The organism is Achromobacter sp. ACM05 (assembly GCF_019218915.1).
Taxonomy (GTDB): Bacteria; Pseudomonadota; Gammaproteobacteria; order Burkholderiales; family Burkholderiaceae_B; genus Achromobacter; species Achromobacter animicus.
This window is the reverse complement of the sequence record NZ_JAHUWQ010000001.1, coordinates 1,638,083-1,662,998: the sequence shown is the minus strand read 5'-3', so window position 1 is coordinate 1,662,998 and position 24,916 is coordinate 1,638,083. Positions and strand designations below refer to the sequence as shown.

The following is a 24,916-nucleotide window of genomic DNA, read 5'->3' as shown; positions in this document are numbered from 1 at the left end:
ATTTCCGGCCCGCCCGTGCTTACTCTTCGATCAGGCAGTCAACGTAGTAACGCTTTTCGCCGTCCGGACCCACTTCGTCGGCCAGGCCGTGGATGTAGGTTTCGAAGCCGGGGAAGCGTTCGTTGAACTCGCGCGCGAATTGCAGGTACTGCACGATGGTGCGGTTGAAGCGTTCGCCCGGGATCAGCAGCGGAATGCCCGGCGGGTACGGCGTCAGCAGCACGCCCGTGACGCGGCCTTCCAGCTTGTCGATGTCGACGCGCTCGACTTCGCGGTGCGCCATGCGGGCAAAGGCGTCCGACGGTTTCAGCGCCGGCACCATGTCGCTCAGGTACATCTCGGTCGTCAGGCGGGCGACGTCGCGCTCGCGGTAGGCCTCGTGGATCTGCTGGCAGAGGTCACGCAGTCCCATGCGCTCGTAGCGGCGATGGTCGCGGCAGAACTCCGGCAGGATGCGCCACAGCGGCTGGTTGCGGTCGTAGTCGTCCTTGAATTGCTGCAAGGCGGTCAACAGCGTGTTCCAGCGGCCCTTGGTGATGCCGATGGTGAACAGGATGAAGAACGAATACAGGCCGGTCTTTTCAACCACCACGCCGTGCTCGGTCAGGTACTTGGAGACCAGCGCGGCGGGAATGCCGGTTTCGCCGAAGCTGCCCGACATGTCCAGCCCCGGCGTGATGACCGTGGCCTTGATGGGGTCCAGCATGTTGAAGCCTTCGGCCATTTCACCGAAGCCGTGCCAGTGATCGTTGGCTTCCAGGATCCATTCGTCGCGGTTGCCGATGCCTTCGGCCACCAGGCGGTTCGGGCCCCAGACCTTGAACCACCAGTCGTTCTTGCCGAACTCGGATTCCACCTTGCGCATGGCGCGGCGGAAGTCCAGGGCTTCGCGGATGCTTTCCTCGACCAGCGCGGTGCCGCCCGGGGGTTCCATCATGGCCGCGGCCACGTCGCAGGACGCGATGATCGCGTATTGCGGCGACGTGGACGTGTGCATCAGGTACGCCTCGTTGAAGACGTTGCGGTCCAGTTTGCGGGTCTCGGATTCCTGCACGATGATCTGCGAGGCCTGCGAAATGCCGGCCAGCAGCTTGTGCGTGGAGTGCGTGGCAAACACCATGGCGTCCTGGCTGCGCGGGCGATCCTGGCCGATGGCGTGCATGTCCTGGTAGAACTCGTGGAACGACGCGTGCGGCAGCCAGGCTTCGTCAAAGTGCAGCGTGTCGACATAGCTGCCGAGCTGCTGCTTGATCATTTCGACGTTGTAGATGACGCCGTCGTACGTGCTCTGCGTCAGCGTCAGGATGCGCGGGTTCTTGTTCACCGCTTCGCGCGCGAAGGGGTTCGCTTCGATCTTCTTGCGGATGTTGTCCGGGTGGAATTCTTCGAGCGGGATCGGGCCGATGATGCCCAGGTGGTTGCGTGTGGGGCGCAGGAACACCGGAATCGCGCCCGTCATCGTGATGGCGTGCAGGATCGACTTGTGACAGTTGCGGTCCACCACCACGACGTCGCCCGCGGCCACATTGGCGTGCCACACGACCTTGTTCGAGGTCGACGTGCCGTTGGTCACGAAGAAGCAATGGTCCGCGTGGAAGATGCGTGCGGCGTTCAGTTCGGATTCGGCGACCGGGCCGGTGTGGTCCAGCAGCTGGCCCAGTTCGTCCACGGCGTTGCAGACGTCGGCGCGCAGCATGTTTTCACCGAAGAACTGGTGGAACATCTGGCCGACCGGGCTCTTCAGGAACGCCACGCCGCCCGAGTGCCCCGGGCAGTGCCACGAATACGAACCGTCCTGGGCGTACTTCACCAGCTCGCGGAAGAACGGCGGCGGCAGGCTGTCGACGTAGCTGCGGGCTTCGCGGATGATGTGGCGCGCCACGAACTCCGGCGTGTCCTCGAACATGTGGATGAAGCCGTGCAGCTCGCGCAGGATGTCGTTCGGAATGTGTTCCGACGTGCGCGTTTCGCCGTACAGATAGATGGGAATGTCCGCGTTGCGAAAGCGCAGCTCGCCAATGAAGGCGCGCAGGTTCTTGATTGCGCTGGCCACGTCCTCGGGCGAGTCCACGTCGAACTCTTCATCGTCGATCGACAGGATGAAGGCGCTGGCGCGGCTCTGCTGCTGCGCGAACGAACTCAGGTCGCCGTAACTGGTCACCCCGATCACCTCGACGCCCTCGGCCTCGATTGCTGCGGACAAGGCACGGATACCCAAACCGGACGCGTTCTCGGAACGGTAGTCCTCGTCGATGATGAAGATGGGGAAGCGGAATTTCATGCAGGCGCTCCTGGGGGCATGGCGGATCGGACGCGTATCGCGGCGCGAATGTACTGCGAGTAAAAAACCGTCTGATGACAGACGGCACGAGCACCCGCCGGCCGGCGGGAATTGCGGAATTGTAGGGCTGTTTTTCTTACAGCCCTAAGGGAAATCCCCAGAAGCGCCAGATCAGCCTACCGGATGGTCTGCGCTTCGCCCGTCTGGAGGGCTGTCATGAAGAGGTCAAAGTAGGCGGGGATGGCCTCGGCGGCCCCGTAACGGATGCGCCGCTCGACCTTGGCGATGGCGCCAAAGCACACTTCGGAGCCGGGTTCTCCGCAGACGAGGACCACGGGATCTTCGTCGTCGCAGACCTCGTACAACCCGCCATGCGCGCGGCGGCCGACCTCGTAGAGATAGGCGGCAGCACCGACGGTTTGCATGGGGGTCAGAGGCAGCGTGCCCAGATGGGCGGCCTCCAGTGCGTCATCCAGCGCATGGACGCTGGACGGGGAGTAGTCCAGCACGGCGCCGGTTGAACCGGCCGCCTCCACGAAGTCCTGCGCTGCACCCGCGACACGGGCCACGAATTCTTCCTGGACTTCGTGGCGCGTCGCATCCTGGTTTGTCTTGAGGAAACCGAACATCAATGGCTCCTTGTTGAAAACCGCAAGCGGCGTTGGGGCCATTATAGGCAAGCCCATCCCCCTATACTCCTCAAACGTTACCTAATCCCAACACTCTCAAAGCCGCCATGAACGAGCCTGTCGTCCGACGACTGATCGCTGCCGACGCCGCGCCCCTGCGGCAATTGCGTTTGAATGCGCTGGTCGAAACGCCCGAGTCCTTTGGATCGAGTTACGAAGAGGAACACACGCTGACATTGGCGGACATCCGCGAATGGATTTCGCCGGCCAACGATGGCGCGATGTTTGGCGCGTTTCTCGGCGAGGTGTTGGCCGGCATCGTCGGCGTGGGACGCCAGCGCAAGCTGAAGGTGCGGCACAAGGCGCACATCTGGAGCATGTACGTCGCACCCGCCGAGCGCGGCCGGGGATTGGGCCGGCTGCTGATGCACGCGGCGATCGACCATGCGCGCACCATGCGCGGCATCCGGCAGGTGCAGCTGAGCGTCACCGCCAACAACGTCGCGGCGTCCGCGCTTTACGCCAGTCTGGGCTTCACCGTGTATGGCCACGAGCGCGAAGCGCTGTGCGTCAACGGCAAGCTGTACGACGAAGCGTTGATGGCGATGCCGCTGGCCGACCGGTAGGCGCTGGCGTCAGGCAGCGCCCGCGCGGCGGCGCGCGCCGAAGGCACACACCTGATTGCGACCGCCGTCCTTGGCCTTGTAGAGCGCCTGGTCGGCGGCCTTGATGACGGCGTCCGGGGCGCGCAAGGCATCGCTGCGTTCCGCCACCCCGATGCTGACCGTCACGCGCAAGGGCCGGGCGCCGCGCCCTCCCCGTCCGCCGCGGCGGCGCTGGCCGATCTGGTCCGCCTTGGGACGCGCCGGCTTGTCGCGCAGGCGCATCTGATAGGCCTCGATGGCGCGCCGCACCGTTTCCAGGTGCGGCATGGCCTCGGCCGCGGTCTTGCCGGGAAACACCAGCGTGAATTCCTCGCCGCCGTAGCGGTAGGCCTGGCCGCCACCCGGCACGCGCCGCAACTGCGAGGCGACCATGCGCAGCACCTGATCGCCCACATCGTGGCCGTGCGTATCGTTGAAGGCCTTGAAATGGTCCACGTCAGCCATGGCCAGCGTGTAGAGGCGGCCCATGCGTTGCAGCCGCTCGTTCAGCGCGCGGCGGCCGGGCAACCCGGTGAGCTCGTCGCGGAACGCCATGTGAAAGCCTTCGTGCGCCAACGAGATGCACAGGGCCGTCAACGCCGCGGCGGACATCAGCGCCAGTTCGAGCGGATGCGCCGCGCCACGCGGCAGCGCCCAGGCCATGCACACGAAGCCCAGCCACTGCCCTGCCTGCTGCGGGCGCCCGTAGCGCAACAGCAGCAGCGTCAACGTCAGGCCGGTGCCCAGCAGCGCGATCAGCGCCTCGGCCGGTACGCCCAGGCGCGCCAGCATGCCCTGCAGCGCGACGGTGCTGAAGATTTCGCCCACGCCGTCCTTGCCCACCAGCGCAATCACAGCCACGCCGGCGGCGATCAAGCCGATGCGCAGCGCCACGTCGATCAGCATGCTGGATCGTTCGGACCACAGGGCATTGATGGTGTAGACGAGCGACCACCAGGCCAGCACCGGCCCCATGGCCCACGGGGCTTCCCGGGCAAGCGTGGGCCAGGCCGCCGTGACGGCCAGCACGCACAGCATCAGCGCCATGGTCTGCGAGCGTTGATACATCAGGCAGATCGCCGATCCGATCAGCGCCATGACCCATGGCACGAACGGCACGATCAGGCTGAGCGCGGGCGGCCAATCCCGCCAGAACAGCAGCCCGACCGCTGCGGCCACCGGCAACGCGGGATAGAACAACAGGGGCAGCCAGGGAATATGGGGGTAACGCACGGATTGGGCCTTGCTAACGCTTGCAGAAATGACGTCGCCAAATCGGCAAACACATGTAATCTTTTTACGGACGCGGCATAAGGTTCTTTAGCGCAGGCCGCACAACACCGGGGTTTGCACCTCTACCGTGCTGGCGCTTCACCATCAGAATGTCCCCATGAGAATCCTGGTCAATATCGATGTTCCCGATCTCGAACACGCGATCGGTTTCTACCAGTCGGCCTTCGGCTTGACGCTGAACCGGCGGCTGGGTTCCACGGGGGCCGAACTGCTGGGCGCCGATGCCCCCATCTATCTGCTCGAAAAGGCGGCGGGCACGCCGACCGGCGGTCCGGCGGCCGGCGGTCCGGCGGCCGGCGATCCGGCGGCCGGCGGCGCAGTCCGTCAGCGCCGCGACTACGCGCGGCATTGGACGCCCGTGCATCTGGACGTCGTGGTGGAGGACGTGGACCAGGCCGTGGCCCGGGCGGTCGCCGCGGGCGCGCGCCTGGAGGATCCGCCCATCACGCATGACTGGGGCCGCATTGCGCATCTGGCCGATCCTTATGGCCACGGCATCTGCATCCTGCAGTTTCTGGGCCGGGGCTATGACGAGCTGGCGCCTGCGTCGCTGCGCTTCACGCCTGCAGCCGAGGCCGACTTCGAAGCGCTGCTGGCGCTGCGGATCGAGGCCATGCGCGACAGCCTGGAACGGCTGGGCCGCTTTGACCCGGACCGGGCGCGCGAGCGGCTGCGCGGCACCTTCCGCCCCGAGTGCACCTGGCACATCGAAGAAGACGGCACACGCATCGGGTTCTATTGCCTGCGGCCGGAGGGAAAGGGATTGCGGCTGGATCATCTGTACGTGCATCCCTCTGCGCAGGGGCGAGGCGTGGGCGGCCAGGTGCTGCGCCGGATCTTGCAGGACGCCGACCGCCGCGGCGTCGGGGTGACATTGAGCGCGTTGCGCGGCAGCAATTCGAACCGCTTCTATCGCCGGCACGGCTTCGTGCAGACCGGCGAAGGCGAGTGGGATATCGACTACCTGCGTGACTGCCCGAGCGATAACCCGCGCCCGGCGCAGCCAGGCTGAACGATCAGGTGCGCGGCAGCGTGACGCCGCGCTGGCCTTGATATTTGCCGCCGCGATCGCGATACGAGGTTTCGCAGACCTCGTCGCTTTCCAGGAACAGCATCTGCGCGCAGCCTTCGCCAGCGTAGATCTTGGCGGGCAGCGGCGTGGTGTTGGAAAATTCCAGCGTGACGTGGCCTTCCCATTCGGGTTCAAGCGGAGTCACGTTGACGATGATGCCGCAGCGCGCGTACGTGCTCTTGCCCAGGCAGACCGTCAGGACGCTGCGCGGGATGCGGAAGTATTCCACCGTGCGCGCCAGGGCGAAGGAATTCGGCGGGATGATGCAGACGTCGCCCTTGAAATCCACGAACGAGCCTTCGTCGAAGTTCTTGGGATCGACGATGGTCGAATTGATGTTGGTGAAGATCTTGAATTCGTCGGCGCAGCGCACGTCGTAGCCGTAGCTGCTGGTGCCGTAGCTGACGATGCGCCCGCCATTGGCCGTACGAACCTGCCCCGGTTCGAAGGGTTCGATCATGCCGGCTTCGGCCTGGCGGCGGATCCAGCGGTCGCTTTTGATGCTCATGGTGGGTGTGGTGCTAGGGATTTGGAATGGGCATCATTTTATCCCGAGCGCGCCGGACCTGATTCCGGCCGGGCGGGACAGACTTGTCCCGCCTCAAGCCGGGCGCCGGCTCAATTGCCGAAAAGGGTGCGGTACACCAGCGAAATCCCGTTGACCGAGCCGCCCTTCAAATCCAGGGACAGACCACGCGCCAGCCGGTAGCTGGCGCGCCCAACAGTATCGCTGCCGGACAGCGCCTGCTCGACGCTCAGCGTGATGCCGTTGGCGAAGTTCTTGCTGGCCACCAGGAATTGCGTGGACAGGTCGCTGCCGATATCGCGGTTCACATTGCCGGCCACCGTACGGTCCGGCAGGATGCTGCCCGAACTGCCCATGTTGCCGGTGCGCACCGCCACGTCGTCCAGGCCGAACTGCTTGTAGAACGGCTGACCGCCCCCCAGCAGCGCGGTGCCGATCGACACCAGCAAGGCCGCGTCGCCGCCGCTTTCGTCCGGCCCCCGGCCCAGCAGCAGCCACGACAGCTTTTCGACGTCGCTGACTTCCGGGTAGGACACCAGGTCGATGCGCGGACGCTGGGCCGTGCCCACCACGCGCACGCCGGCCTCGACCAGTTCACCCGTGCGCAGCGCCTCGATGTCCAGGATGGGGTTGTCCAGACGGCCCTGGAACGTCAGGGTTCCGCGGCTCAGGCGCAGCCGCTGGCCATAGGCCTCGATGCCGCCGCCGCGCGTGCGCAACTGGCCCCAGCCTGTCAGCCGGCCCTCGTTCAGCCGGATCTGGATGGAACCGAGCAGGCCGGCGTCCAGCCCCATGCCCGTGATGTAGAAGCGCGGCCCCATGTCGAACTTCAGGTCCATGCTGGTCTGCAGCGGCGTCGAGACCTTGTTGGGATCGTCGCCCGCGCGGATCACGCGCACGTCGTCATCCAGCGTCGGCACGCCCTGCAGGATCTCCAGGCTGAACCAGCCCGCGTCGGCGCTAAGGTTGCCCACGATCTCCAGGCGCGGCATGGCCGCCCGCACCTCGACCGTGCCGGACACCATGGCGTAGCGGTCCGATCGCTGCAGGGCCGGGAATCGGAACAGCGTCAGCTTGATCGCGCCGCCGCCGTCCATGATGTTCCAGTCGCCCTTCGCTTCGGCGTAACCGCCCTTGGCGCCCGCGTTGGTCGTGATCCATTCCTTGGTGCGCCATTCGGCAGGCATCACGCGCAGCGACGCCGGAAAGCGCAGGCTGTCCAGAATGAGCCGCTGGCCGTCCAGGCGGGCGGACAGCGTGCCATCGATCAGCCGCACGCCATCGTCGATGCGCACCAGCCTCAGCTTGTCGCCCCGGATCGAACCGGTGGCGCCCCATTGGCCGGCAAGCGTGCCCTGCACGTCGATGTTGGCCTTGAGCGTACCGCCCACTTCCATGGCGTCGCCCACGAACAGGCCAACCCACGCCAGGTCGGCGATGTCCGCATTCAGGCGCGCCCGCAGCGGCTGGCGCGAATCCAGCGCCATCCCGCCCTGCGCGTCCACCAGCAGGACCGCCGTGCCGGTGCCGTTGATCGACCCCATCTTTTCCGTCGACAGGTCCAGGCGGGCGTCCAGCCGGCTGGCGTTGGCCGAGGTGGGCGTGGCGGTCACGTCGACGACCAGCGCCTTCACGCCCAGCGGCACCGGGGGATCGCCCGGAATCAGCAGGTCGCCCGCCCGGCGCGCGATGCGGGCCCGGCCGGCCAGGCGTCCGTCAAATTTCAAGTCCCACAGCAGGTCGAGCGCGATGCGGCGCTGGCCATCGGGAACCATCGCGTTCACGCGGCCGGCGTTGCGGCCCAGCTTGGCCGCGGCTTCCGGATCGAAGGCGCCGACCACCTGGCGCGCCACGCCGGCCGTGATGACCAGGTTGTCCGACTGCCCGGCGGTTTCCCAGCGCTTGCCGCCGCCGCGCGATCCCTGGTGCGCCACGGACAGGCGCTCCTTGCCCGGGAGGGTCAGGCTCACGCCGGTCTGGCCGACCTGCCACTGCCATTGCGGCGCCACGGCAGCGGGCAGGAAGGACAGCGTGACCGGGCGATCCAGGGAAACGGCGAATCCGGCGGTATCCGCGCTCAGCCGTGAAAACGTGCCGCGCCAGCCCACCAGCGCCGCGTCGGGCTGGCCTGCGGGGCCCCTGCCCCAGCCGCCGTTGAAGGTCAGATTGGCCTGCGCGCGGGATTGCCCGATGATGCCGGGCCGGGGCCGCGGCGGCGTATAGCTGGCGGTGAGCTCGCCGCGGTGCGCGGCCACCGTGCCGTCGACGCGGGCCTTCACGTCGGCGCCGCCGGGTATGTCGGGCCAGAAGGCGTCCAGTTGCGGCGCCTGGGCATCCAGCGTGATGGCGCCGCTGGATGCGCCCAGTTCGCCCGTCGCGCGCACGCGATTGCGGCCCAGCCGCAGGTCCACGTCCAGGCCATGGATGCGCAGGCCGGCCAACGGGTCCACCGCCGGATCACGCGCGGCCGTCCCGGCAGGAGCCACTGCGGCGCCAGCCGCAGCACCGGCTGCCGCAGCATCGGCTGCCGCACCGCCCCCCGTCCCAGTCACATCCACCTGCGCCTTCAGATCCCCGCTCAGCGGCTGGCGGTTCCAGCGGCTGCCCTCTTCAAAACGCAGGTTGACGGCGGCATGGCGCAGCGCGCTCAGGTTTTCAATGTCGGCCTGCACATCGGCACGAACGGTCAGCAGCGCGGGTGGAATGGCATTGCCCGTCCAGGGCGCCAGGTCCAGACGCTGCGCATCCAGCGATCCGACGATGCGGTCGCGGCCGGGCGCGTCGCCCGCCTGCAGGTCGAATTGCGCGGCCAGCGTGGACTTGTCCGGCAACTGCGCTCGCGCCCTGGCACTGCGCAGCACCAGCGCCGTGCGCGGCGCCAGATCGGCCACCACATCGAGCACGAAATTGGATCCCGTGCCGTCGATCTTGGCCTGGATGCCGTCCAGCGATCCCGCGGCGTCGGCGTGCAGCACGACAAGGCACGCAGGCACGGGCGGCCCCATCGGCGCGGCCGCGGTGGCGGCAGGCTCTGCCTTGCCCTTGGAAGCTGCTGCGGCGTCGATGCGGCCCTTGGCCGTTTCCGCCGGCTTGGCGGCATTTGTGCCCTTGGCGGCGGCCTCGGCCTTGCGAGCGCCTGCGCGGTTGGCCGGAGCCTGGGCCTTGGACGCAGCCGATTTCTTGGCCGCAGCGGGCTCCTTGGCCGATTCTTCGGCCTTGTCCTTGGCCGGCGCCTGCCCCGCCACCGGACCAAACACGCCGCTCAGCCGATCGGCCTGGCACAGGGGAGAGTCGGGACCCGCGCCGCGCGCCGTCACGTCCAGGCGCGCCGCAAAGGGCCAGGGGTCGGCCAGAGCCTGCAGATCGGCCTGGCCGGTCACATCGGCCTCGCCCACCTCGTGGCCAACGCGCAGGCTGGCGATGCGCAATTGCGCGCCCTGTTGGCTGGCGGCAAAGGTCGCGTTCAGGTCATTCAAGGTGACGGGCAGCGGCTCGCCGTCCTGGGTGAACTGGAAGTCGCCCAGCGCCAGCCGGTCCACGGCCATAGTCACAGGCAGCTTGGGCAACGTGAAGGGTTCGCTGCTTTCCTCGGCGGGCGGCGTCTCGGGCGAGGACTCCATGTCCACGCGGACCGAGCCGGCGGACAGATTGCGCACATGCAAGAGCCGGTCGCCCAGCGCGCTCCAGCGCACGGACAGATCCAGGTCGTGGATGTCGACGTGCGTGCCGCCGGCCGTCAGCTCCAGACGCCCCACGGTCACTCCGTGCAGCAGCGAGCCGTTCACGTCCAGCGCCTGGCCTTCGAGTTGCTGCGCGGCGGTCGTCAGCAACAGGCGCGTGCCGTTCTGCGAGGCCACCAGCCAGAAGATGAAGCCAGCCGCCAGCGCAACCAGCATGGCAAGGCCGGGCAGCCACCACACCAGCACATGGCGCAGGAATTTACGCACGAACTTCAAAACGCGATCCCCAGCGAGAAATGCAGACGCAGGTCCCGTTCGCGCTGGCCGTAGGCCACGTCCAGGAACAGCGGCCCGGCGGGCGTGCGCACGCGCGCGCCGACGCCGTAGCCTACGGACATCTTCATGTCGCCGAACGATTCGGCGGCATCGCCCGCGTCCACGAACACGCCCATGCCCCAGCGCTCGTCAAAATAATGGTCGTACTCGATGCTGCCCACGAGCAGCGTGGGCGCGCCGACGACAGCGTTGTCGCGGTGCACGCCGATGCTTTGATAGCGATAGCCGCGGATCGACCGCGCACCGCCCGTCCGGAAACCGAAGTCGTCCGGCACCTGCACGTCGCCGTTGGACCACACGCGGCCAACCTCGCCACGGATCGTCAGCACGTCCCATTTACCGAAAGGCCACCATTTCTGGCCGCGCAGCCGCAGGCGCGTGTAGGGCTCGCCGGTATCCAGCGTCACGCCGACACCGCCGCCCACGGAAATCAGGTTGCCCTCGCGCGGATCGTATTTGTTGTCGACATCGCGACGCAGCCATTCGGCCGTGGTGGTGATGGTGGGCAGCGTGTAGCTGTCGCCGCCGTCGATCTTGACGTGGTCTTGCGCCAGCAGCACGCCGTAGCGTGTTTCATATTCGACGCGGCTGTCGCCCGCGCCCTTGCGCTCTTGCGTGCGCGTGGCGCCCAGCGCGTAGCGGGTCACTTCCAGCCCCTGGATGTCGGACCGGTCCGCCAGGATCCCGACGGAATCGCGGTAGCCGCGCTCGGAAGGGGGCAAGAGGATGTCCATGAAAGCGCGCTGGCGCAACCGGTCCACGCCAAAGCCCGTTTCCATGGTGACCGGTTGGCCGAACACGACGTTCTGGCGATACACCGATTCCACCCGTACGCCGGCCTCGTCGTCCACGCCGATCGACGCGGAAAACCGCTTGGGGGGCGCCTCGACCACGCGCACCTGCACCGGCAGCGTGATCTCGCCGTCGGAATCGAATTGCGCCGGCGGCGGGGGCATGCCGCCCGACACCGTGGGATCGCCCGCCGGCGCGGCGGCAGCGGCGTCTTCGGATCCGGGCCCGCGGGCGCGGTCGGAAATGGGATCGGTGGGCTGATCGTTCTGGCTGGGCGGCTCCTGCAGCGAGACGAACGCGCCGCGGAAAAACGCGGTCGATTGCAGGTCCTGCTGCCACTGGTCCAGCCGGTTCTGGTCGAATGCGGCGCCCACGTTGTAGCGCACGTAGCGGTCGATCAGCGTCTCCGGCACGCGCTTCAGACCCTGGGTGTTGAGCTCGCCCATGCGCACCTGCGGCCCGCTGTCGATGGTGACGTGCAGATGCGCCGCCGCGTTGTCCGCGTCGATGTCGGCGCGCGAGGACGTCATGCGCGCCAGCAGGAAGTCGCGCGTGGACACGTCGTCCAGCAGCGTGGCCTTGGCACGGTTCCAGTCGCCGTTGATGAACGGCTGGCCCTTCCTCAAGCTCCAGTCATCGCGCAGCTTCTGCACGCGCTGCGCGTACTCGGGGCGCGTGATGCGGCCGGAGAATTCCAGGTTCACGGATTCGACGGTCGTGCGCTTGCCCGGCACGATCGCGATGTCCCAGGTTTCGCCGCCGATATCCGTACCGGCTTCGAGCGTCACCTTGGGCGAGAAATAGCCCTGCGTGGCCAGCGCCGCCAGCGTCGCGTCGCGCGCGCGTCGGCGCAGGCGGTTGATTTCACCGCCGTCCTGGTCTTCGGCCAGACGCGCGATCGCATCGACCGCCTGGGTGATCGCCTGCAGCGCGGCCGGGGGCACGCCCCCGGGGTCGACAATAACCTCCGGGCGCTTGGCCAACGCCTCGCCCGCCATCATGCAAAGTCCTGCCAATAAGGCGCGGGCAGCCCACCGCATGCGTCAGGTCGGTTGTTGAACGACGATGGAGGGAAACTTTCCGGCCATGTCGCGCGGAAGCGCCGCAACGCCCGCGGCCAGCTTTCGAGCGATCGCACGGTACAGCGACGCGGCTTCGCTGCCCGCGTCCGACACGACGGTCGGCGTGCCGGCGTCGGTCTGTTCGCGAATGGCAAGCGTCAGCGGCAGGCTGCCCAGCCAGGGCGTCTGGTATTGCTCGGCCATGCGCTGGCCACCGCCTTCACCAAAGATGTGCTCGGCGTGACCGCACTGCGAGCAGATGTGGATGGCCATGTTCTCGACTACGCCAAGAATAGGCACCTCCACCTTCTGGAACATCTTCAGGCCCTTGCGCGCGTCCAGCAGCGCCACGTCCTGCGGCGTGGTGACAATGACCGCGCCAACGACCGGCACCTTCTGCGCCAGCGTCAGGGCCACGTCGCCCGTGCCGGGCGGCATGTCGACGATCAGGTAATCCAGGTCGCGCCAATTGGTCTGGCGCAGCAGTTGTTCCAGCGCCTGCGTCACCATCGGGCCGCGCCAGATGGCGGGCGAGTCCGCGTCGATCAGAAAACCGATGGAGTTGGCTTGCAGGCCATGGCCGGTCAGTGGCTCCATGCTCTTGTTGTCCCGGCTTTCGGGACGGCCGGAGATGCCCAGCATCGTCGGCACGCTGGGGCCGTAGATGTCGGCGTCCAGCACGCCGACCGTTGCGCCCTCGGCGGCCAGCGCCAGGGCCAGGTTCACGGCGGTGGTGCTCTTGCCCACGCCGCCCTTGCCGGAGGCGACCGCAATAATGTTGCGCACGTTGGGCAGCGGCTTCAGGCCCTTCTGCACGGCGTGCGCGGCGACCTTCCAGGTGACGGTGACTTGCGCATCGGGCGCGCCGGCTTGCGCCAACGCACGCACGGCGATGTCGCGGATCTGGTCGCGGACGGCGTCGGCGGGGTAGCCCAGCTCCAGCGTCAACGCGACGCGGCCGCCGGCCAGTTGAATGTCACGATCTTTTACAGAAACGCCCAAATCCAAACCGGTATTCGGGTCTTGCGCGGCGCGCAGTGCGGCGCGGATGTTTTCTATCGTTATACTCATGTCACTATGGTTCCGTAGGCAGCGCGGCGTCTGCGGGCCGCCATCCCCTAAAGGATAGCGGATACACGGGAACCTTTCGCTGCGTTTTGCATCCGACCATTCATGACCAACACACTTATCCGCTTCTTTCGTGCCGTCTTATTCGCCGCCCTGGCCTTGATCGGCATGGCGATGGCGCTGGTGTTCATGCTTTCCACGGCATTCGCCGTGGCGATCCTTTATGTGGTCGCCAAGGTGCGCGGCAAGCCCTTCGGCGTTCGCGCCTATTGGAGCCAGCGCCAAGGCGCCCGCCCTGGACCCTTCCAGTCCGCCACTGCCCCGTTCGCCACGCAACCGCGTGGCGATGTGATTGACGTCGAGGCCCGCGAAATCCGCTGACGGCGGTTTTCAACCTGGCTTGCGCGTGATTGCGCGCAAGCCGGCCAATGCGTGCTGCGCTGAAATCGCGCTCATCGCCTGGCCACGCTTCCCTCAACCCGCCTGATTCGCGTCACTGCGATGGGCGGGTTGTGTACTTTCCGGGACCATCTCCGGAACCCTGTCCGGGACCTCATCCGGGGCCGCATCAGCGGCAGGCGCGCGCGCTTGCCCTAAAATGGCCGGCCAAATCCCTTTTCCCCTCAACCTCAGTCGACAACCATGTCTCGCACCCTCTTTGTCACCACTGCGCTGCCCTACGCCAACGGATCTTTCCACATCGGCCACATCATGGAGTACATCCAGGCCGATATCTGGGTTCGTTCGATGCGAATGGCGGGCCACACGGTGCACTTTGTGGGCGCCGACGACGCGCACGGCGCGCCGATCATGCTGAAGGCCGAAAAGGAAGGCATCACGCCGCAGGCGCTGGTTGCGCGCTACGCGGCCGAGCGTCCGCAATACCTGAACGGTTTCCACATCCGTTTCGACCACTGGCATTCCACCGATTCGGCGGAAAACGTCGCGCTGTCGCAGGACATCTACCGCGCGCTCAAGGCCCAGGACCTGATCGAAACGCGCTCCATCGAGCAGTTCTACGATCCGGTCAAGGGCATGTTCCTGGCCGACCGCTACATCAAGGGCGAGTGCCCCAAGTGCCACGCCAAGGACCAGTACGGCGATTCCTGCGAGGTCTGCGGCGCGGTGTATGCGCCCACCGAACTGATCAATCCGTACTCCGCGCTGACGGGCGCCACGCCCGTCCTGAAGTCGTCCGACCACTTCTTCTTCAAGCTGTCCGATCCGCGCTGCGTGGAATTCCTGCAGCAGTGGACCACGGGTTCCAACAAGGCAGGCGCCAAGCATCTGCAACCTGAAATGCTGGCCAAGACGCGCGAATGGCTGGGCGGCGAAGACGGCGAGGCCAAGCTGGGCGACTGGGACATCTCCCGCGATGCGCCCTATTTCGGAATCGAGATCCCGGACGCGCCGGGCAAGTATTTCTACGTCTGGCTGGACGCGCCGGTCGGGTATCTGGCGTCGCTCAAGTCCTATTGCGCGGTCAAGGGCATGGATTTTGACGCCTTGCTCGACCCCAACGGCGACACCGAACAGGTCCACTTCATCGGCAAGGACATCGTGTACTTCCACGCCCTGTTCTGGCCCGCCATGCTGAAGTTCGCCGGCCGCAAGACGCCGGACGCGGTCAACGTGCACGGCTTCATCACCGTCAGCGGCGAAAAGATGTCCAAGAGCCGCGGCACCGGCATTTCGCCGTTGCGCTACCTGGAACTCGGCATGAACGCCGAATGGATGCGCTACTACATCGCCGCCAAGCTGAACGCGCGCGTCGAAGACGTGGACTTCAATCCCGAGGACTTCATTGCCCGGGTGAACAGCGATCTGGTCGGCAAGTACGTCAACATCGCCAGCCGCGCCGCCAGCTTCATCACCAAGCATTTCGACGGCGTCCTGGGTTATTCCGGCGACACCAGCGCGTTGTCCGCTGAATACGCCGAACAGGCCGAGTCCATCCGCGCCGCATTCGAGGCCCGCGAGTACAACCGCGCCATCCGCGAGATCATGGCTTACGCCGACCGCATCAACCAGGCGTTCGACACCGCGCAGCCGTGGGTGCTGGCCAAGGGCATCGCCACCGCCGACGACGCGCAGAAGGCCGCGCTGCAGGACATCTGCTCGCGCTCGCTGGCCGGCTTCAAGGCGCTGTCGGTGATGCTGGCGCCGGTGCTGCCCCAGCTGGCCGAACGCGTTGCCCTGGAACTGTTCGGCGCGCAGGCGCCCTTCACCTGGGCCGATGCCTCGGTCCTGCCGCAACGCGTGGCGCCGTTCAAGCACCTGATGCAGCGCGTCGAACCGCAGATGCTGGAAGACCTGTTCGAGCCGCCCGCCGCGCCCGTCGTGGTGCCCGGCGGCGAGCCGCTGGCCGAGACCATCTCCATCGACGACTTCGCGCGCGTCGACCTGCGTATCGCGCAGATCGTCAATTGCGAGCACGTCGAAGGCTCGACCAAGCTGCTGCGCCTGACGCTGGACGTGGGCGAAGGCCGCCACCGCAACGTGTTTTCGGGCATCAAGTCGGCCTACAAGCCGGAAGACCTGGTCGGCAAGCTGACCGTCATGGTCGCCAACCTGGCGCCGCGCAAAATGAAGTTTGGCGTGTCCGAAGGCATGGTGCTGGCCGCCAGCCATGCGGATGAAGCCGTCGACGCCGGCATCTACGTGGTGGAGCCGTTCCCCGGCGCCAAGCCCGGCATGCGCGTGCGCTGAACCGCGTCACTGCCAATGCAAAGCGCCCGCAAATGCGGGCGCTTTTTTGTTTCTGCGGGAAATCCGATCAGGCGTTGCTGGGCGCCAGCGCCGGGTCGAGCGAGACGCGCTCGTCGAACACGAAGCACTTGCCTTCATAGCCGGGGCCGCCCGTTTCCTCGAAGTATTTCAGAATGCCGCCGTCGAGCTGGTAGACGTTTTCGATGCCGGCCTCGTTCATGAAGATGGCGGCCTTTTCGCAGCGGATGCCGCCCGTGCAGAAGCTGACGACGGTCTTGCCCTCGAGTTGCGCCCGGTTTGCCTCGACCGCGGCGGGAAACTGCGTGAAGCGGTCGATGCGCCAGTCGATGGCGTTCTTGAACGTGCCTTCGTCCACCTCGAAGGCGTTGCGCGTGTCCAGCATGACCACGGGCCGGCCATTGTCGTCCACGCCCGCCGCCAGCCACCGCGCCAGCGTGTGCGCATCGACGCCGGGCGCGCGGCCCGCTGCCGGCCGGATGGCAGGGTGGTTCATGCGGATGATCTCGCGCTTGATCTTGACCAGCAGCTTGCGGAACGGCACGTCGTTGCTGTGGCTGAATTTGACCTCCAGGTCCGCGAACCGCGCATCGGCGCGCAGGCCCAGCAAAAAGGTGTCGATGCCGCCGGCCGCCCCCGCGAGGAACAGGTTGATGCCTTCCCCGGCCAGCAGGATCGTGCCCTTGAGCCCGGCGGCGCCGGCCTCGGCGAGCAGGCGCTCGCGCAACGCAGGCAGGTCATCCAGCGGAACGAATTTGTAAGCGGCGATATTGACGACGGAAGTCATGGCAAAGCGATAGAAAACAGGCGGCGAAGCCCGTAATCATAATCGCTGGGCGGTTTGCGCCGCAGAAGGGAGTGCCGCTGGGCGGCCGGTGCCCAGACCGCGCACCGCCCAGACCGCCTGCCGTCCCTAGCGGGTGACGACCTGCTGCTCGACCACCGCGTCCAGCACCCAGCGCAGCGGGGCAGCTCCCAAGGTGGCATTCGGGTCATTGATCTCGACCACGCGCAGGCGGTAGTGCACGCCGGGCTGGAAATTGAACCCCGTGATCTCGCCCGGCCAGGCCTGCCAGGGCTGCGAGGCGCTGTCCCGCACCTGATAGCACATGCCGCGGCCACCGGCCGTGTCGCAGGGCACCCGCTCGGCGTTGACGTAGACCAGCTTGGTGGGGCCGCGCTGGCCGCCCGCCACGGGATCCGCGCGGCGCCCGAAGTCCAGCGTGTCGCCGGTGCTGAGCTTCCACGTCATGCGTTGCGGATTGTTGGCGTTATCGAAGGAACTGGCCGTGATCCGGGTGAGCGACGCCAGGAAATCGTGCTCGAGCGCCATCGTCTGCGGCGCACAGGCCATGCGGGTCGACACCGGGTCGGCGCGCACAATCAACTGGCCATTGGCGATGGTGTACGGCGCGTTGTAGGTATTGCATCCGCTGAATCCCATCATCCGGGGCGAGCCCTGGTCGTGGATGAACGCGGCCGTGATCGGGCGCGTGGAGGGCGACGGATGCGGCACGGGGCGCAGCGCGCCGCCGGGCAGCGTCCAGCGCGCCAGGTCCCAGTTCGTCTGCACCAGGATGTCGGAAGCCGAGGCCGGCTGGAAACGCGGATCCTGGCCATCGGCCGCGCGCATCGGCGGCGACGAGCAGGCAACGAGACCCGCGCACAGCAGGCCGGACGCCAGGCGGCGCTGGAAAAGGAATGAGCGCATGCAGGTCTCTCGGATCGTTCAGCGAAGCGGGAATCAGGGGGTCGGCGGATCCTGGCGGCGCTCGAACTCCAGCACGTCGCCACCCCGCAGATTGAACGTCAGGTGACGCGGCGCGCCGCCGCTGTCCAGCGTGAACGTGTCGATGGCGCGCAGCGCGCGCAGGTAGTCGGCTTCCAGCTTTGCGCGCTCGGGCGGCACGCAGGCCATGCGCGTGGTGGCGGGCGCGTCGATGACGAGCTTGTTGCGCTCGAGCTTGTACGTGCCCGTGTAACGGTTGCAGCCGGAGAATCCGTTGACCTGGTATTGCTTGCCCTGCGCAAGAAAGGTCAGGCGGATGGGCTCGCCGTTGTCCCCGTGCGGGATGTCGCGCAGCTGGCCACCGGGTTGTGCCCAGCGGACCAGTTCCCAGCTCGTCTGCGCCAGCGAATCCTTGCTGGTGGCCGCGCTGGCCGCAGCGGCGCCTTCGGGACGCGCGCCGCCGGTCATGCCGGCGCATCCGGCCAGGGCCGCGGTCAACAGTCCCAGGCAGAGCATTCTGCTGGGCGTGGACATGAAATTGGGCATGAGCAAGCCTCCAATTGATGCGTATCGTCGTAATGTAACCGGCCCGTGCGTCATCACGCGATTTTCTCCGTCCGTCAGCCGTATCCAAAAGATGCACGATTGAGCCGGAGGTTCTAGCTCCGATGAACGCGGGTTCTGCATCGAATGCCGCATGGCGGGGGTAGGTGGCCGCGAGCAGAATCAATGACAGTTGATGACTCCGGCCTAAAAAGTAATACAGGGAAAGAGGAGCGGAGCCCGCGACAACCGCATGCGCAGTGTCCGGCCCATCGGGGCTGAGAACAATATCGACCGGGGAGATGCGCGATGGGCTTCTTGAGAACCTTACTGGCATTGTCAGTGGTGCTGGACCACCTGGGCGGCGGCTACGCCGATCAGCTTGTCGGCGGCAGGCTTGCCGTGCAGCTCTTCTATGTGATTTCCGGCTTCCTCATTTCCTACGTGCTGACGGCGACGGACCATTATCAGGGCGCCACGGGCAAGTTCTACGCCAATCGTTTCCTGCGGCTTTTCCCGATCTATCTGGCGGTGGCGGCCCTGACCCTGACGGCCCACATCGTCAGCGGCGGCTCGTTCTTCCGCATCTACGAAGCCCTGCCCTTCAGCGCCGAAGTCTTCCTGTTCCTCTCCAACCTCTTCATCTTCGGCCAGGACTGGCTGATGTTCTTCGGCATCCGCGATTCGGCGCTGGCCTTCACGGGCAGCTTCGCGAACAGCGACGTGCCGCTCTACAAGGGTCTGCTGGTGCCGCAAGCGTGGACGCTTGGTGTGGAAATGAGCTTCTACCTGGTTGCGCCCTTCATCCTGCGCTCGCCGCGCCGGTTGCTGGCGCTGCTGGCCGCCTCGCTGGCCCTGCGCGCGATCCTGATCTGGACGGGGGTCGGCCGCTCGGATCCTTGGACCTATCGCTTTTTCCCCACGGAGCTGGCGCTGTTCCTGATCGGTTCGCTGTCGCATCAGGTGTTGCTGCCGCGCATGAAGGCCTGGACGCAGCGCGTGAAGCGACTGCCCGAACTGGGCACCGGCATCCTGTTCCTGTATACGGTTGCGCACTTCTCGATCGGCATCAACCCCACCGTGCGCGATGGCCTGGCGGTCCTGCTGTTTGCCGCACTGCTGCCGCTGGCATTCCTGTTCCAATCGCGCCACAAGCTGGACAAGGCCATTGGTGAACTCAGCTATCCCCTGTACATCTGCCACATGCTGGTCATCATGGCGTTCAGCTGGCTGATGCACGATGTGCAGGAGCATCAACCCATGCTGTTCGCCGCCATGGCCATCACGGGATGCATCGGGGTCTCGGCGGTGCTGAACTACCTGATTGCGGATCCCGTGGAACGCCTGCGCAGCCGCCTGCGCACCGATCCCCGCGGCACCGGCGCCATCGCGCCCGCCGATGTCCGCCCGCGCCCGCAGGTTCCTGCGCAACCGATGGGGACTATTCGCCGCGTGCCTTGATGTAAGCGCCCAGCACCAGCTCGATCTGCCGTTTTTCCTGGTGCGAAAGCCGGGCGTAGGCCGCGTAGGAGATGGTTTCGAAGGGCCAAGCGGGCGGGTCGGGGATTTCGCCCAGTCTGCCCGCAGCAACATGGCCGGACGGCGTGTCGAGCATGGGCCCTTCGCCGGTACTCAGCCACAGGGGGTTGACGCGCAGGGCGCGCGTCAGCTTGATGAGCGCCTCGCTGGACGGCTGCTGGCGCTGTCCGCTTTCGTAGTTGCCAATAGCGCTTTGCGACAGGTTGCTTGCGACCGCCAAGTCTTTTTGAGTCCACCCCTGAAGCATTCTTGCGTTGCGCAGACGATGGCTAAACGTGTCCAATCGATCAACCTGAGACATTAATTTGTATGGTTTTTTTGGATTAAAGCATTTCAAATCCGCGGCCAAATAAAGGGATTAGACCCCAATTTCCGGGCTAATTCATAAATCGCCGCTTGGCCCCCCTGGCCTTGCGCGCATGCTGCCGCGCGCCATCGCTTCACGCCGCAGTCCGCCCCGTTAAAAGTCATATCTTTCATCGGCTTGCAGCGCCTTGCCCGCCCATCCCACCGCTGCCGTCGCGCGACGTTGCAGCAAAATCGGAGCAAAAAAAGCCGCATGAGTTTATGGGCAGAAATCGGCCGAAAGGGAAAATAATGTATCGGTAATACATAATATTTTTCTGACGCAAATCGGGGATCAAACGCTGTTTCAATGGATGCCGGGCTATTTCCCCCTGGACGACTGTTACCGTCCGAAACCATAGAAACGTATCTTCACAAAAAAACACGCCCGTGTTTAAATGCAACACAGGCGTGACTCTGGAACGACAAGCGCCGCAACGGCCGGAAACGGCATGGCTCTGCCAGACGTCCGGCTTTTTCAAGGCGCCAGCGCCCCGTCGCGGCGCCTCATTGGAAGCATCAATGAACAACACGCTGGATGTCATTTTTCTTGGCAATGACGACGCCAGGCATGCCAGACTCGTCGAGTCCCTTTCCCACCTGGGATTCAACGTCCGCCGCTGCCACGATCTCGTGGATGTCTACGACCGATTTTCCCGCCGGCCCAGCCCGCTGGTCGTCCTGGAAGCCCCGCTTACCGATGTGCACAACGCCGCCGTGCGGCTGCGCGCCATCGATCGCAGCCTGGGCATCGTAGCCATCGCCCCATTCACCGATTCCGAAAGCCGTATCCGCACCTTGCTCTGCGGCGCGGACGCCTGCCTGCCGCCGGACGTGACCGGCCTGGAGCTCGCGGCGGTGCTGCAGGCGCTGGTGCGACGCGCGGTCGGACTGGACGGCATGGAGCCGGGTGCCGGCACGGAAGCCATTGAAGAACCGGCCCAGGAAGGCTGGCGGCTGGCAAACAAGGGATGGACGCTCATCAGCCCCAAGGGCCGGACGCTGGGCCTGACGACCGGTGAACGCGATTTTCTGTCGCGGCTGGTGAAGTCGCCCGACCGCAAGATCAGCCGCGACGCCTTTCTGGCCGATGGCGCGGACGAAGCCGACAGCGGCATCACGCGCCGCCGCTTCGTGGATGTGATGATCAGCCGCCTGCGCCGCAAGGCCGCGGCCAATCAGATGACGCTGCCGATCCGCGCGGTCCACGGATGGGGCTACATGTTTGCAGCCGACATCACGCTGGATCTGGACTATCGGGTGTCAACGCCAACCGCGCGCACGGACGGGCAACAAGCCTGGCGCAGCGAAGAAGCGGAGGCGAACGCGTCTGCCTGAAATCGCCCGGCGCAAGACCGCCAGGCGAAAAAAACGCGGCGCTGCCCCCGAAGGGTAAGACGCCGCGCTAAAACAACACGTGAACCCGGAGTCATCGGCCGGCACCGATGCCTTCTACCTGGATCACGCGATTCCAACATTCGTGCCTCATACTACTCACGCACGGTCCGACCGTGGCCTGCGCCGGGTCTCTAGTCCCTGCACGGGCTGCAACGTGATCAACGCCTGGCAATGCGTCCACCCGTGCTGCTGGGGGGCGTTACTGCCATATCGGCGGTGTTCCTTCCGGATAGCCGCCTGATGAGGAAAGTTTAGGACCTCGGACGCGTTTCCAGTAATTCTTTGTTGATAGTCTTCCATACCAGATTGATATAGCAAGCCCCTCCCCTCCATGCCCCTGCCCCAGCCATCCCTGCGCCATCGCCTCCGCAAGATACTGGCGTTTTTCCCGCCAAACTGGTGCCTTGCCATCCTGGTGGCGCTGGACGGATACGCGTTCATGCACCCGGTGCTGCGCGAAGTCCGTGCCCGCGAGTATTCGTTCTGGCTCGCGCTGGACAACTGGCACGAGATCATGCGCGTGGTCGGTCTGCTGGAGATTCCACGCCTGGTGCTCGGCGTCGGTTTGCAGGTGATTGCGCTGGGCTTGATCCTGAAGGCGCGCATCGCGTGGGCGTTCTCGCTGGTGCTGCTGATCGGTATCGGCACGTTCGCCATCCTGGGCGACGGGGGCCGCGCGGGGCTGGGCATCTACACGCTGGTCCTGGTGATTGCGCTGGTGGCGTACTGGCGGCGCTTTGACCGCGCCAGCGTGACGGCCGGGTCGCTGTTTGCGCTGGTCAGCGTGCTGTCGCTGATGATCTACGCGGTGTTCGGCACGCTATACCTGGGCAACGAATTCAACCCGCCGATTCTGGACGCCGGCACCGCGCTGTACTTCTCGATCGTCTCGATGTCCACGGTGGGCTACGGCGACATCGTGCCGCATAGCGGCACGGCGCGCCTGTTCACGGCGTCGATTATCATCCTCGGCATTACCGTGTTCGCCACCTCCGTCAGCGCGATCGCCGGACCGGTGATCGGCGGCAATCTGAAACGGCTCGTCAAAGGCAGGTTTTCTTCGGCCATGAGAAAAAACCACATCATCATCGCCGGCGCGACGCCCCTCGCGCTGAGCGTCTACCAGGGCCTGCGCAGCCGCAACGAAGAAGTCACCGTCGTCGTCCCAACGGGCATGGCGCACGACTATCCCGCCGCCGCCGACCTGATCGAAGGTGATCCCTCCAGCGTGGACGTGCTGCACGTGGCGGGCGTCGCGCGAGCGCGTTATGTGCTGGCGCTGCGCGACGACGACGCGGAAAACGCATTCATCGTGCTGGCCGCAAAGGAAGCGACCGGCGCGGACGGCGCCAAGACGGTCGCGCTGGTCAACACCAGCAAGCATCTGGAGAAGATCCGCCGGGTGCAGCCCGATCTGGTGTTTTCGGTGCAACTGCTGGGCGCGGAAATGCTGACGCGCGCGATCAACGGCGAACCCATGGACAGCCAGGCCATCACGGACCTGTTCTTTGCCAAGCCGTCATCCAACGCCAAGACCACTTGAACGCGATTGCGGCTCGCCGACCGGTGCGTTCGGTGGCACGTGCCCGGCGTACCACGTCACAAACTGATCCGACGGCATGGGCCGTGCAAACAGGTAGCCCTGGATGAACGCGACGCCGCGCCCGGTGAGATAGCGGAACTGCAGATCCGTCTCAACGCCTTCGGCCAACACCGCCAGGCCCAAACGATGCGCAAGCGTGATGATCACGTCCAGCACCGGCGCGTCTTCGCCGGTGGGTTCGATGGCATGCACGAAGCCCTTGTCGATTTTCAGGTAATCCACCGGAAAGCGCTGCAGATACGACAGCGAGCAGTGGCCGGTGCCGAAGTCGTCGATGGCAACACGCACCCCCTGCTCACGCAGCGCGTCGATGTTGCGCCGCGCCTGGCCGTCATCAGTGATCAGGCTGCGTTCGGTGATCTCCAATACCAGGGTCGGGTCACGATGGGCGATATTGGCGGCGAAGCGCTCAACGTCGGTGGTGAACTCGGCGCATGACAAATGCTCGGCGGCGATGTTGACTCCGACGTGAAACCCCGGCGGCGTGGTCCAGCCGCGCATGTCGCGTTCGATCAGCGTAAACAGATGGCGCGTCAGCGGGGCGATCATGCCATCGGCCTCGGCCGCGGCAATGAAGACGTCCGGCCGCACGGATCCGACCCCGGGCCGCTCCCAGCGCAGCAGCGCCTCGACGCCGCTGCATTGGCCCGTTGCGTGACCGTACACGGGTTGGTAATGCACCCTGAATTCATCTGCCCGGATCGCGCGGCGCAACTGCTCTTTGAAGGAACGGCGGTTCGCCTGCTGGCGGTAAGCGACCACGGCCAGGCCGAATCCAAGCAGTGCGGCGGCAGGCAGGTAGGTCATCATCAATTGCTGCCACGCCTGCACGACGGCTTCAGCCGGCGCATTGACGCGAATGGTCAGCGGTGTGGGCCCATCGTGGCCCGTGGTCTCGTGGTAGACCAGCTCGCGCGACGCCCCCGCCGCACCCTTGAAATCATTGTGGATGAACGCCCCGCCCTCGCCTACCTGCAGTTCGATGCGGTAATCGCGCAGGCTTGCCACAGCGTCCAGCAGATCCTGTACGTACCGTCCGTCGACCACCACAACGCCGCTGCGTCCCTCGGCGCCGGGCCGGCCCAGCAGGATCGCCGGCCGTTCGGGCGCCAGCGGCGAGCCGGTCACGGTAAAGCGCCAGCGGTCGGGCGGCAGATCGGATACCCACTTGCGAAACTCAGAGACCGGGTAGTCGATCTTGCCGACGGCCGACGAACAATAGATGCGATCGCCGCGTACCAGGAACAGGGACCGCAGATACGGGTTCAGTGCGCCCCAGCGTTGCAGGTCGGGCAGCGCTTCGTCGCACGACAGCGCCGTCAGCGCCGCCACCCGGTCCGCCAGCGTCCACGTCTGCGTCAGGACGTGCTGCGTCTGCACCCGCACGATGCGCGCGGCCGACTCGGCTTCAAGGCGCTGTTCCTTCTGCGCGTGCCACCACGTCCAGGCGACGCAGGCGATCACCGGCAGCACCAGCGCCAAGGCCACGGGCAGATAACGCCACGAGGGAACACGATCCATCAGGCCTGATGTCGGCAAGGGGTCTCCGCGGCAGTGGGGGCCATTAGTACAGCTGCATCGTTGCGATGGGACACCATGTGCGGCGCTGCGTCAAGAACTGCGTGTGCGCTTGCGCCTTGCGCAAGGTTT

At 66.0% G+C, this 24,916-nt stretch carries 19 protein-coding genes and 1 pseudogene; 7 read left to right on the top strand and 13 right to left on the bottom strand.

Annotation, left to right across the window (positions count from 1 at the left end):
- Positions 1-19: 19 nt before the first annotated feature.
- Positions 20-2,281 carry an arginine/lysine/ornithine decarboxylase gene (locus tag KW836_RS07575; protein WP_062839975.1) on the bottom strand — a complete coding sequence of 754 codons (2,262 nt, stop codon included), beginning with the start codon at positions 2,279-2,281 and terminating at the stop codon, positions 20-22.
- Between the two features lie 176 nt (positions 2,282-2,457).
- Positions 2,458-2,910: a hypothetical protein gene (locus KW836_RS07570; protein WP_056566280.1), complete on the bottom strand. Its 453-nt coding sequence runs from the start codon at positions 2,908-2,910 to the stop codon at positions 2,458-2,460.
- Between the two features lie 107 nt (positions 2,911-3,017).
- Between KW836_RS07570 and KW836_RS07565 the strand changes: the two genes are divergently transcribed.
- Positions 3,018-3,536 carry a GNAT family N-acetyltransferase gene (locus tag KW836_RS07565; RefSeq protein WP_218342878.1) on the top strand — a complete coding sequence of 173 codons (519 nt, stop codon included), beginning with the start codon at positions 3,018-3,020 and terminating at the stop codon, positions 3,534-3,536.
- Between the two features lie 9 nt (positions 3,537-3,545).
- On the opposite strand, the gene KW836_RS07560 is transcribed toward KW836_RS07565, so the two are convergent.
- Positions 3,546-4,787, bottom strand: coding sequence for a diguanylate cyclase (locus KW836_RS07560; protein ID WP_175184670.1), 1,242 nt, complete (start codon positions 4,785-4,787; stop codon positions 3,546-3,548).
- Between the two features lie 157 nt (positions 4,788-4,944).
- Between KW836_RS07560 and KW836_RS07555 the strand changes: the two genes are divergently transcribed.
- A complete protein-coding gene (locus KW836_RS07555; protein WP_218342877.1) occupies positions 4,945-5,859 on the top strand; it encodes a GNAT family N-acetyltransferase in 915 nt (304 codons plus the stop codon).
- A 4-nt stretch (positions 5,860-5,863) separates the two neighbouring features.
- Here the strand turns inward: KW836_RS07555 and dcd are convergent, their stop codons facing one another.
- The 4 genes from dcd to apbC form a co-directional block, all read right to left on the bottom strand.
- Entirely contained in the window at positions 5,864-6,427 is a 564-nt protein-coding gene (dcd, locus tag KW836_RS07550; protein ID WP_008166733.1) for a dCTP deaminase, read from the bottom strand.
- 110 nt (positions 6,428-6,537) lie between these two features.
- Positions 6,538-10,341, bottom strand: a complete 3,804-nt coding sequence (locus tag KW836_RS07545) for a translocation/assembly module TamB domain-containing protein (RefSeq protein ID WP_218343291.1) — start codon at positions 10,339-10,341, stop codon at positions 6,538-6,540.
- Between the two features lie 56 nt (positions 10,342-10,397).
- Complete coding sequence (locus tag KW836_RS07540; protein ID WP_175122483.1) at positions 10,398-12,293, bottom strand: BamA/TamA family outer membrane protein; 1,896 nt, start codon at positions 12,291-12,293, stop codon at positions 10,398-10,400.
- A gap of 3 nt (positions 12,294-12,296) precedes the next feature.
- Complete coding sequence (gene apbC, locus KW836_RS07535) at positions 12,297-13,385, bottom strand: iron-sulfur cluster carrier protein ApbC (protein WP_175122482.1); 1,089 nt, start codon at positions 13,383-13,385, stop codon at positions 12,297-12,299.
- A 102-nt stretch (positions 13,386-13,487) separates the two neighbouring features.
- Here apbC and KW836_RS07530 point away from each other — a divergent pair, with 102 nt between their 5' ends.
- Together KW836_RS07530 and metG are read left to right on the top strand one after the other, a co-directional pair.
- Positions 13,488-13,763 carry a hypothetical protein gene (locus tag KW836_RS07530; RefSeq protein ID WP_056325207.1) on the top strand — a complete coding sequence of 92 codons (276 nt, stop codon included), beginning with the start codon at positions 13,488-13,490 and terminating at the stop codon, positions 13,761-13,763.
- 228 nt (positions 13,764-13,991) lie between these two features.
- A pseudogene (gene metG / locus KW836_RS07525) lies at positions 13,992-16,091 on the top strand (methionine--tRNA ligase); the annotation flags it as partial.
- A 67-nt stretch (positions 16,092-16,158) separates the two neighbouring features.
- On the opposite strand, the gene KW836_RS07520 reads toward metG, so the two are convergent.
- The 3 genes from KW836_RS07520 to KW836_RS07510 all read right to left on the bottom strand — a co-directional run bounded on the left by KW836_RS07520 (position 16,159) and on the right by KW836_RS07510 (position 18,384).
- Entirely contained in the window at positions 16,159-16,896 is a 738-nt protein-coding gene (locus tag KW836_RS07520) for a sulfurtransferase (RefSeq protein WP_175184674.1), read from the bottom strand.
- A 126-nt stretch (positions 16,897-17,022) separates the two neighbouring features.
- Entirely contained in the window at positions 17,023-17,820 is a 798-nt protein-coding gene (locus tag KW836_RS07515) for an META and DUF4377 domain-containing protein (protein WP_175184675.1), read from the bottom strand.
- Positions 17,821-17,853: 33 nt separating this feature from the next.
- Positions 17,854-18,384 carry an META domain-containing protein gene (locus KW836_RS07510; protein WP_175122478.1) on the bottom strand — a complete coding sequence of 177 codons (531 nt, stop codon included), beginning with the start codon at positions 18,382-18,384 and terminating at the stop codon, positions 17,854-17,856.
- A gap of 306 nt (positions 18,385-18,690) precedes the next feature.
- Between KW836_RS07510 and KW836_RS07505 the strand changes: the two genes are divergently transcribed.
- Positions 18,691-19,842, top strand: coding sequence for an acyltransferase (locus tag KW836_RS07505; protein WP_175122477.1), 1,152 nt, complete (start codon positions 18,691-18,693; stop codon positions 19,840-19,842).
- Here the strand turns inward: KW836_RS07505 and KW836_RS07500 are convergent.
- Complete coding sequence (locus KW836_RS07500) at positions 19,823-20,221, bottom strand: helix-turn-helix domain-containing protein (protein ID WP_175137991.1); 399 nt, start codon at positions 20,219-20,221, stop codon at positions 19,823-19,825. The two genes, KW836_RS07505 and KW836_RS07500, sit on opposite strands and share 20 nt — an antisense overlap.
- A 175-nt stretch (positions 20,222-20,396) precedes the next feature.
- Positions 20,397-20,798 carry a hypothetical protein gene (locus KW836_RS07495; RefSeq protein ID WP_218342875.1) on the bottom strand — a complete coding sequence of 134 codons (402 nt, stop codon included), beginning with the start codon at positions 20,796-20,798 and terminating at the stop codon, positions 20,397-20,399.
- On the opposite strand from KW836_RS07495, the gene KW836_RS07490 reads away from it, so the two are divergent.
- Both KW836_RS07490 and kch read left to right on the top strand, forming a co-directional pair.
- The gene (locus KW836_RS07490) at positions 20,788-21,603 is read left to right on the top strand and encodes a response regulator transcription factor (RefSeq protein ID WP_218342874.1); all 816 of its coding nucleotides are present in this window, start codon (positions 20,788-20,790) and stop codon (positions 21,601-21,603) included. The genes KW836_RS07495 and KW836_RS07490 overlap by 11 nt on opposite strands.
- A 391-nt stretch (positions 21,604-21,994) precedes the next feature.
- The gene (kch, locus tag KW836_RS07485; protein WP_218342873.1) at positions 21,995-23,206 is read left to right on the top strand and encodes a voltage-gated potassium channel protein; all 1,212 of its coding nucleotides are present in this window, start codon (positions 21,995-21,997) and stop codon (positions 23,204-23,206) included.
- Here the strand turns inward: kch and KW836_RS07480 are convergent.
- Complete coding sequence (locus KW836_RS07480; RefSeq protein ID WP_218342872.1) at positions 23,183-24,787, bottom strand: EAL domain-containing protein; 1,605 nt, start codon at positions 24,785-24,787, stop codon at positions 23,183-23,185. The genes kch and KW836_RS07480 overlap by 24 nt on opposite strands.
- Positions 24,788-24,916: the final 129 nt, after the last annotated feature.

Bases quoted from the DNA above. Each gene is read 5' to 3' on its own strand.
- apbC (WP_175122482.1), bottom strand. From the start codon at position 13,385: ATGAGTATAACGATAGAAAACATCCGCGCCGCACTGCGCGCCGCGCAA.
- KW836_RS07555 (WP_218342877.1), top strand. From the start codon at position 4,945: ATGAGAATCCTGGTCAATATCGATGTTCCCGATCTCGAACACGCGATC.
- KW836_RS07490 (WP_218342874.1), top strand. From the start codon at position 20,788: ATGAACAACACGCTGGATGTCATTTTTCTTGGCAATGACGACGCCAGG.
- KW836_RS07510 (WP_175122478.1), bottom strand. From the start codon at position 18,384: ATGCCCAATTTCATGTCCACGCCCAGCAGAATGCTCTGCCTGGGACTG.
- KW836_RS07515 (WP_175184675.1), bottom strand. From the start codon at position 17,820: ATGCGCTCATTCCTTTTCCAGCGCCGCCTGGCGTCCGGCCTGCTGTGC.
- KW836_RS07540 (WP_175122483.1), bottom strand. From the start codon at position 12,293: ATGCGGTGGGCTGCCCGCGCCTTATTGGCAGGACTTTGCATGATGGCG.
- KW836_RS07565 (WP_218342878.1), top strand. From the start codon at position 3,018: ATGAACGAGCCTGTCGTCCGACGACTGATCGCTGCCGACGCCGCGCCC.
- KW836_RS07545 (WP_218343291.1), bottom strand. From the start codon at position 10,341: ATGCTGGTTGCGCTGGCGGCTGGCTTCATCTTCTGGCTGGTGGCCTCG.
- KW836_RS07500 (WP_175137991.1), bottom strand. From the start codon at position 20,221: ATGTCTCAGGTTGATCGATTGGACACGTTTAGCCATCGTCTGCGCAAC.
- KW836_RS07480 (WP_218342872.1), bottom strand. From the start codon at position 24,787: ATGGATCGTGTTCCCTCGTGGCGTTATCTGCCCGTGGCCTTGGCGCTG.
- KW836_RS07575 (WP_062839975.1), bottom strand. From the start codon at position 2,281: ATGAAATTCCGCTTCCCCATCTTCATCATCGACGAGGACTACCGTTCC.
- KW836_RS07505 (WP_175122477.1), top strand. From the start codon at position 18,691: ATGGGCTTCTTGAGAACCTTACTGGCATTGTCAGTGGTGCTGGACCAC.
- KW836_RS07570 (WP_056566280.1), bottom strand. From the start codon at position 2,910: ATGTTCGGTTTCCTCAAGACAAACCAGGATGCGACGCGCCACGAAGTC.
- KW836_RS07530 (WP_056325207.1), top strand. From the start codon at position 13,488: ATGACCAACACACTTATCCGCTTCTTTCGTGCCGTCTTATTCGCCGCC.
- kch (WP_218342873.1), top strand. From the start codon at position 21,995: ATGCCCCTGCCCCAGCCATCCCTGCGCCATCGCCTCCGCAAGATACTG.
- dcd (WP_008166733.1), bottom strand. From the start codon at position 6,427: ATGAGCATCAAAAGCGACCGCTGGATCCGCCGCCAGGCCGAAGCCGGC.
- KW836_RS07520 (WP_175184674.1), bottom strand. From the start codon at position 16,896: ATGACTTCCGTCGTCAATATCGCCGCTTACAAATTCGTTCCGCTGGAT.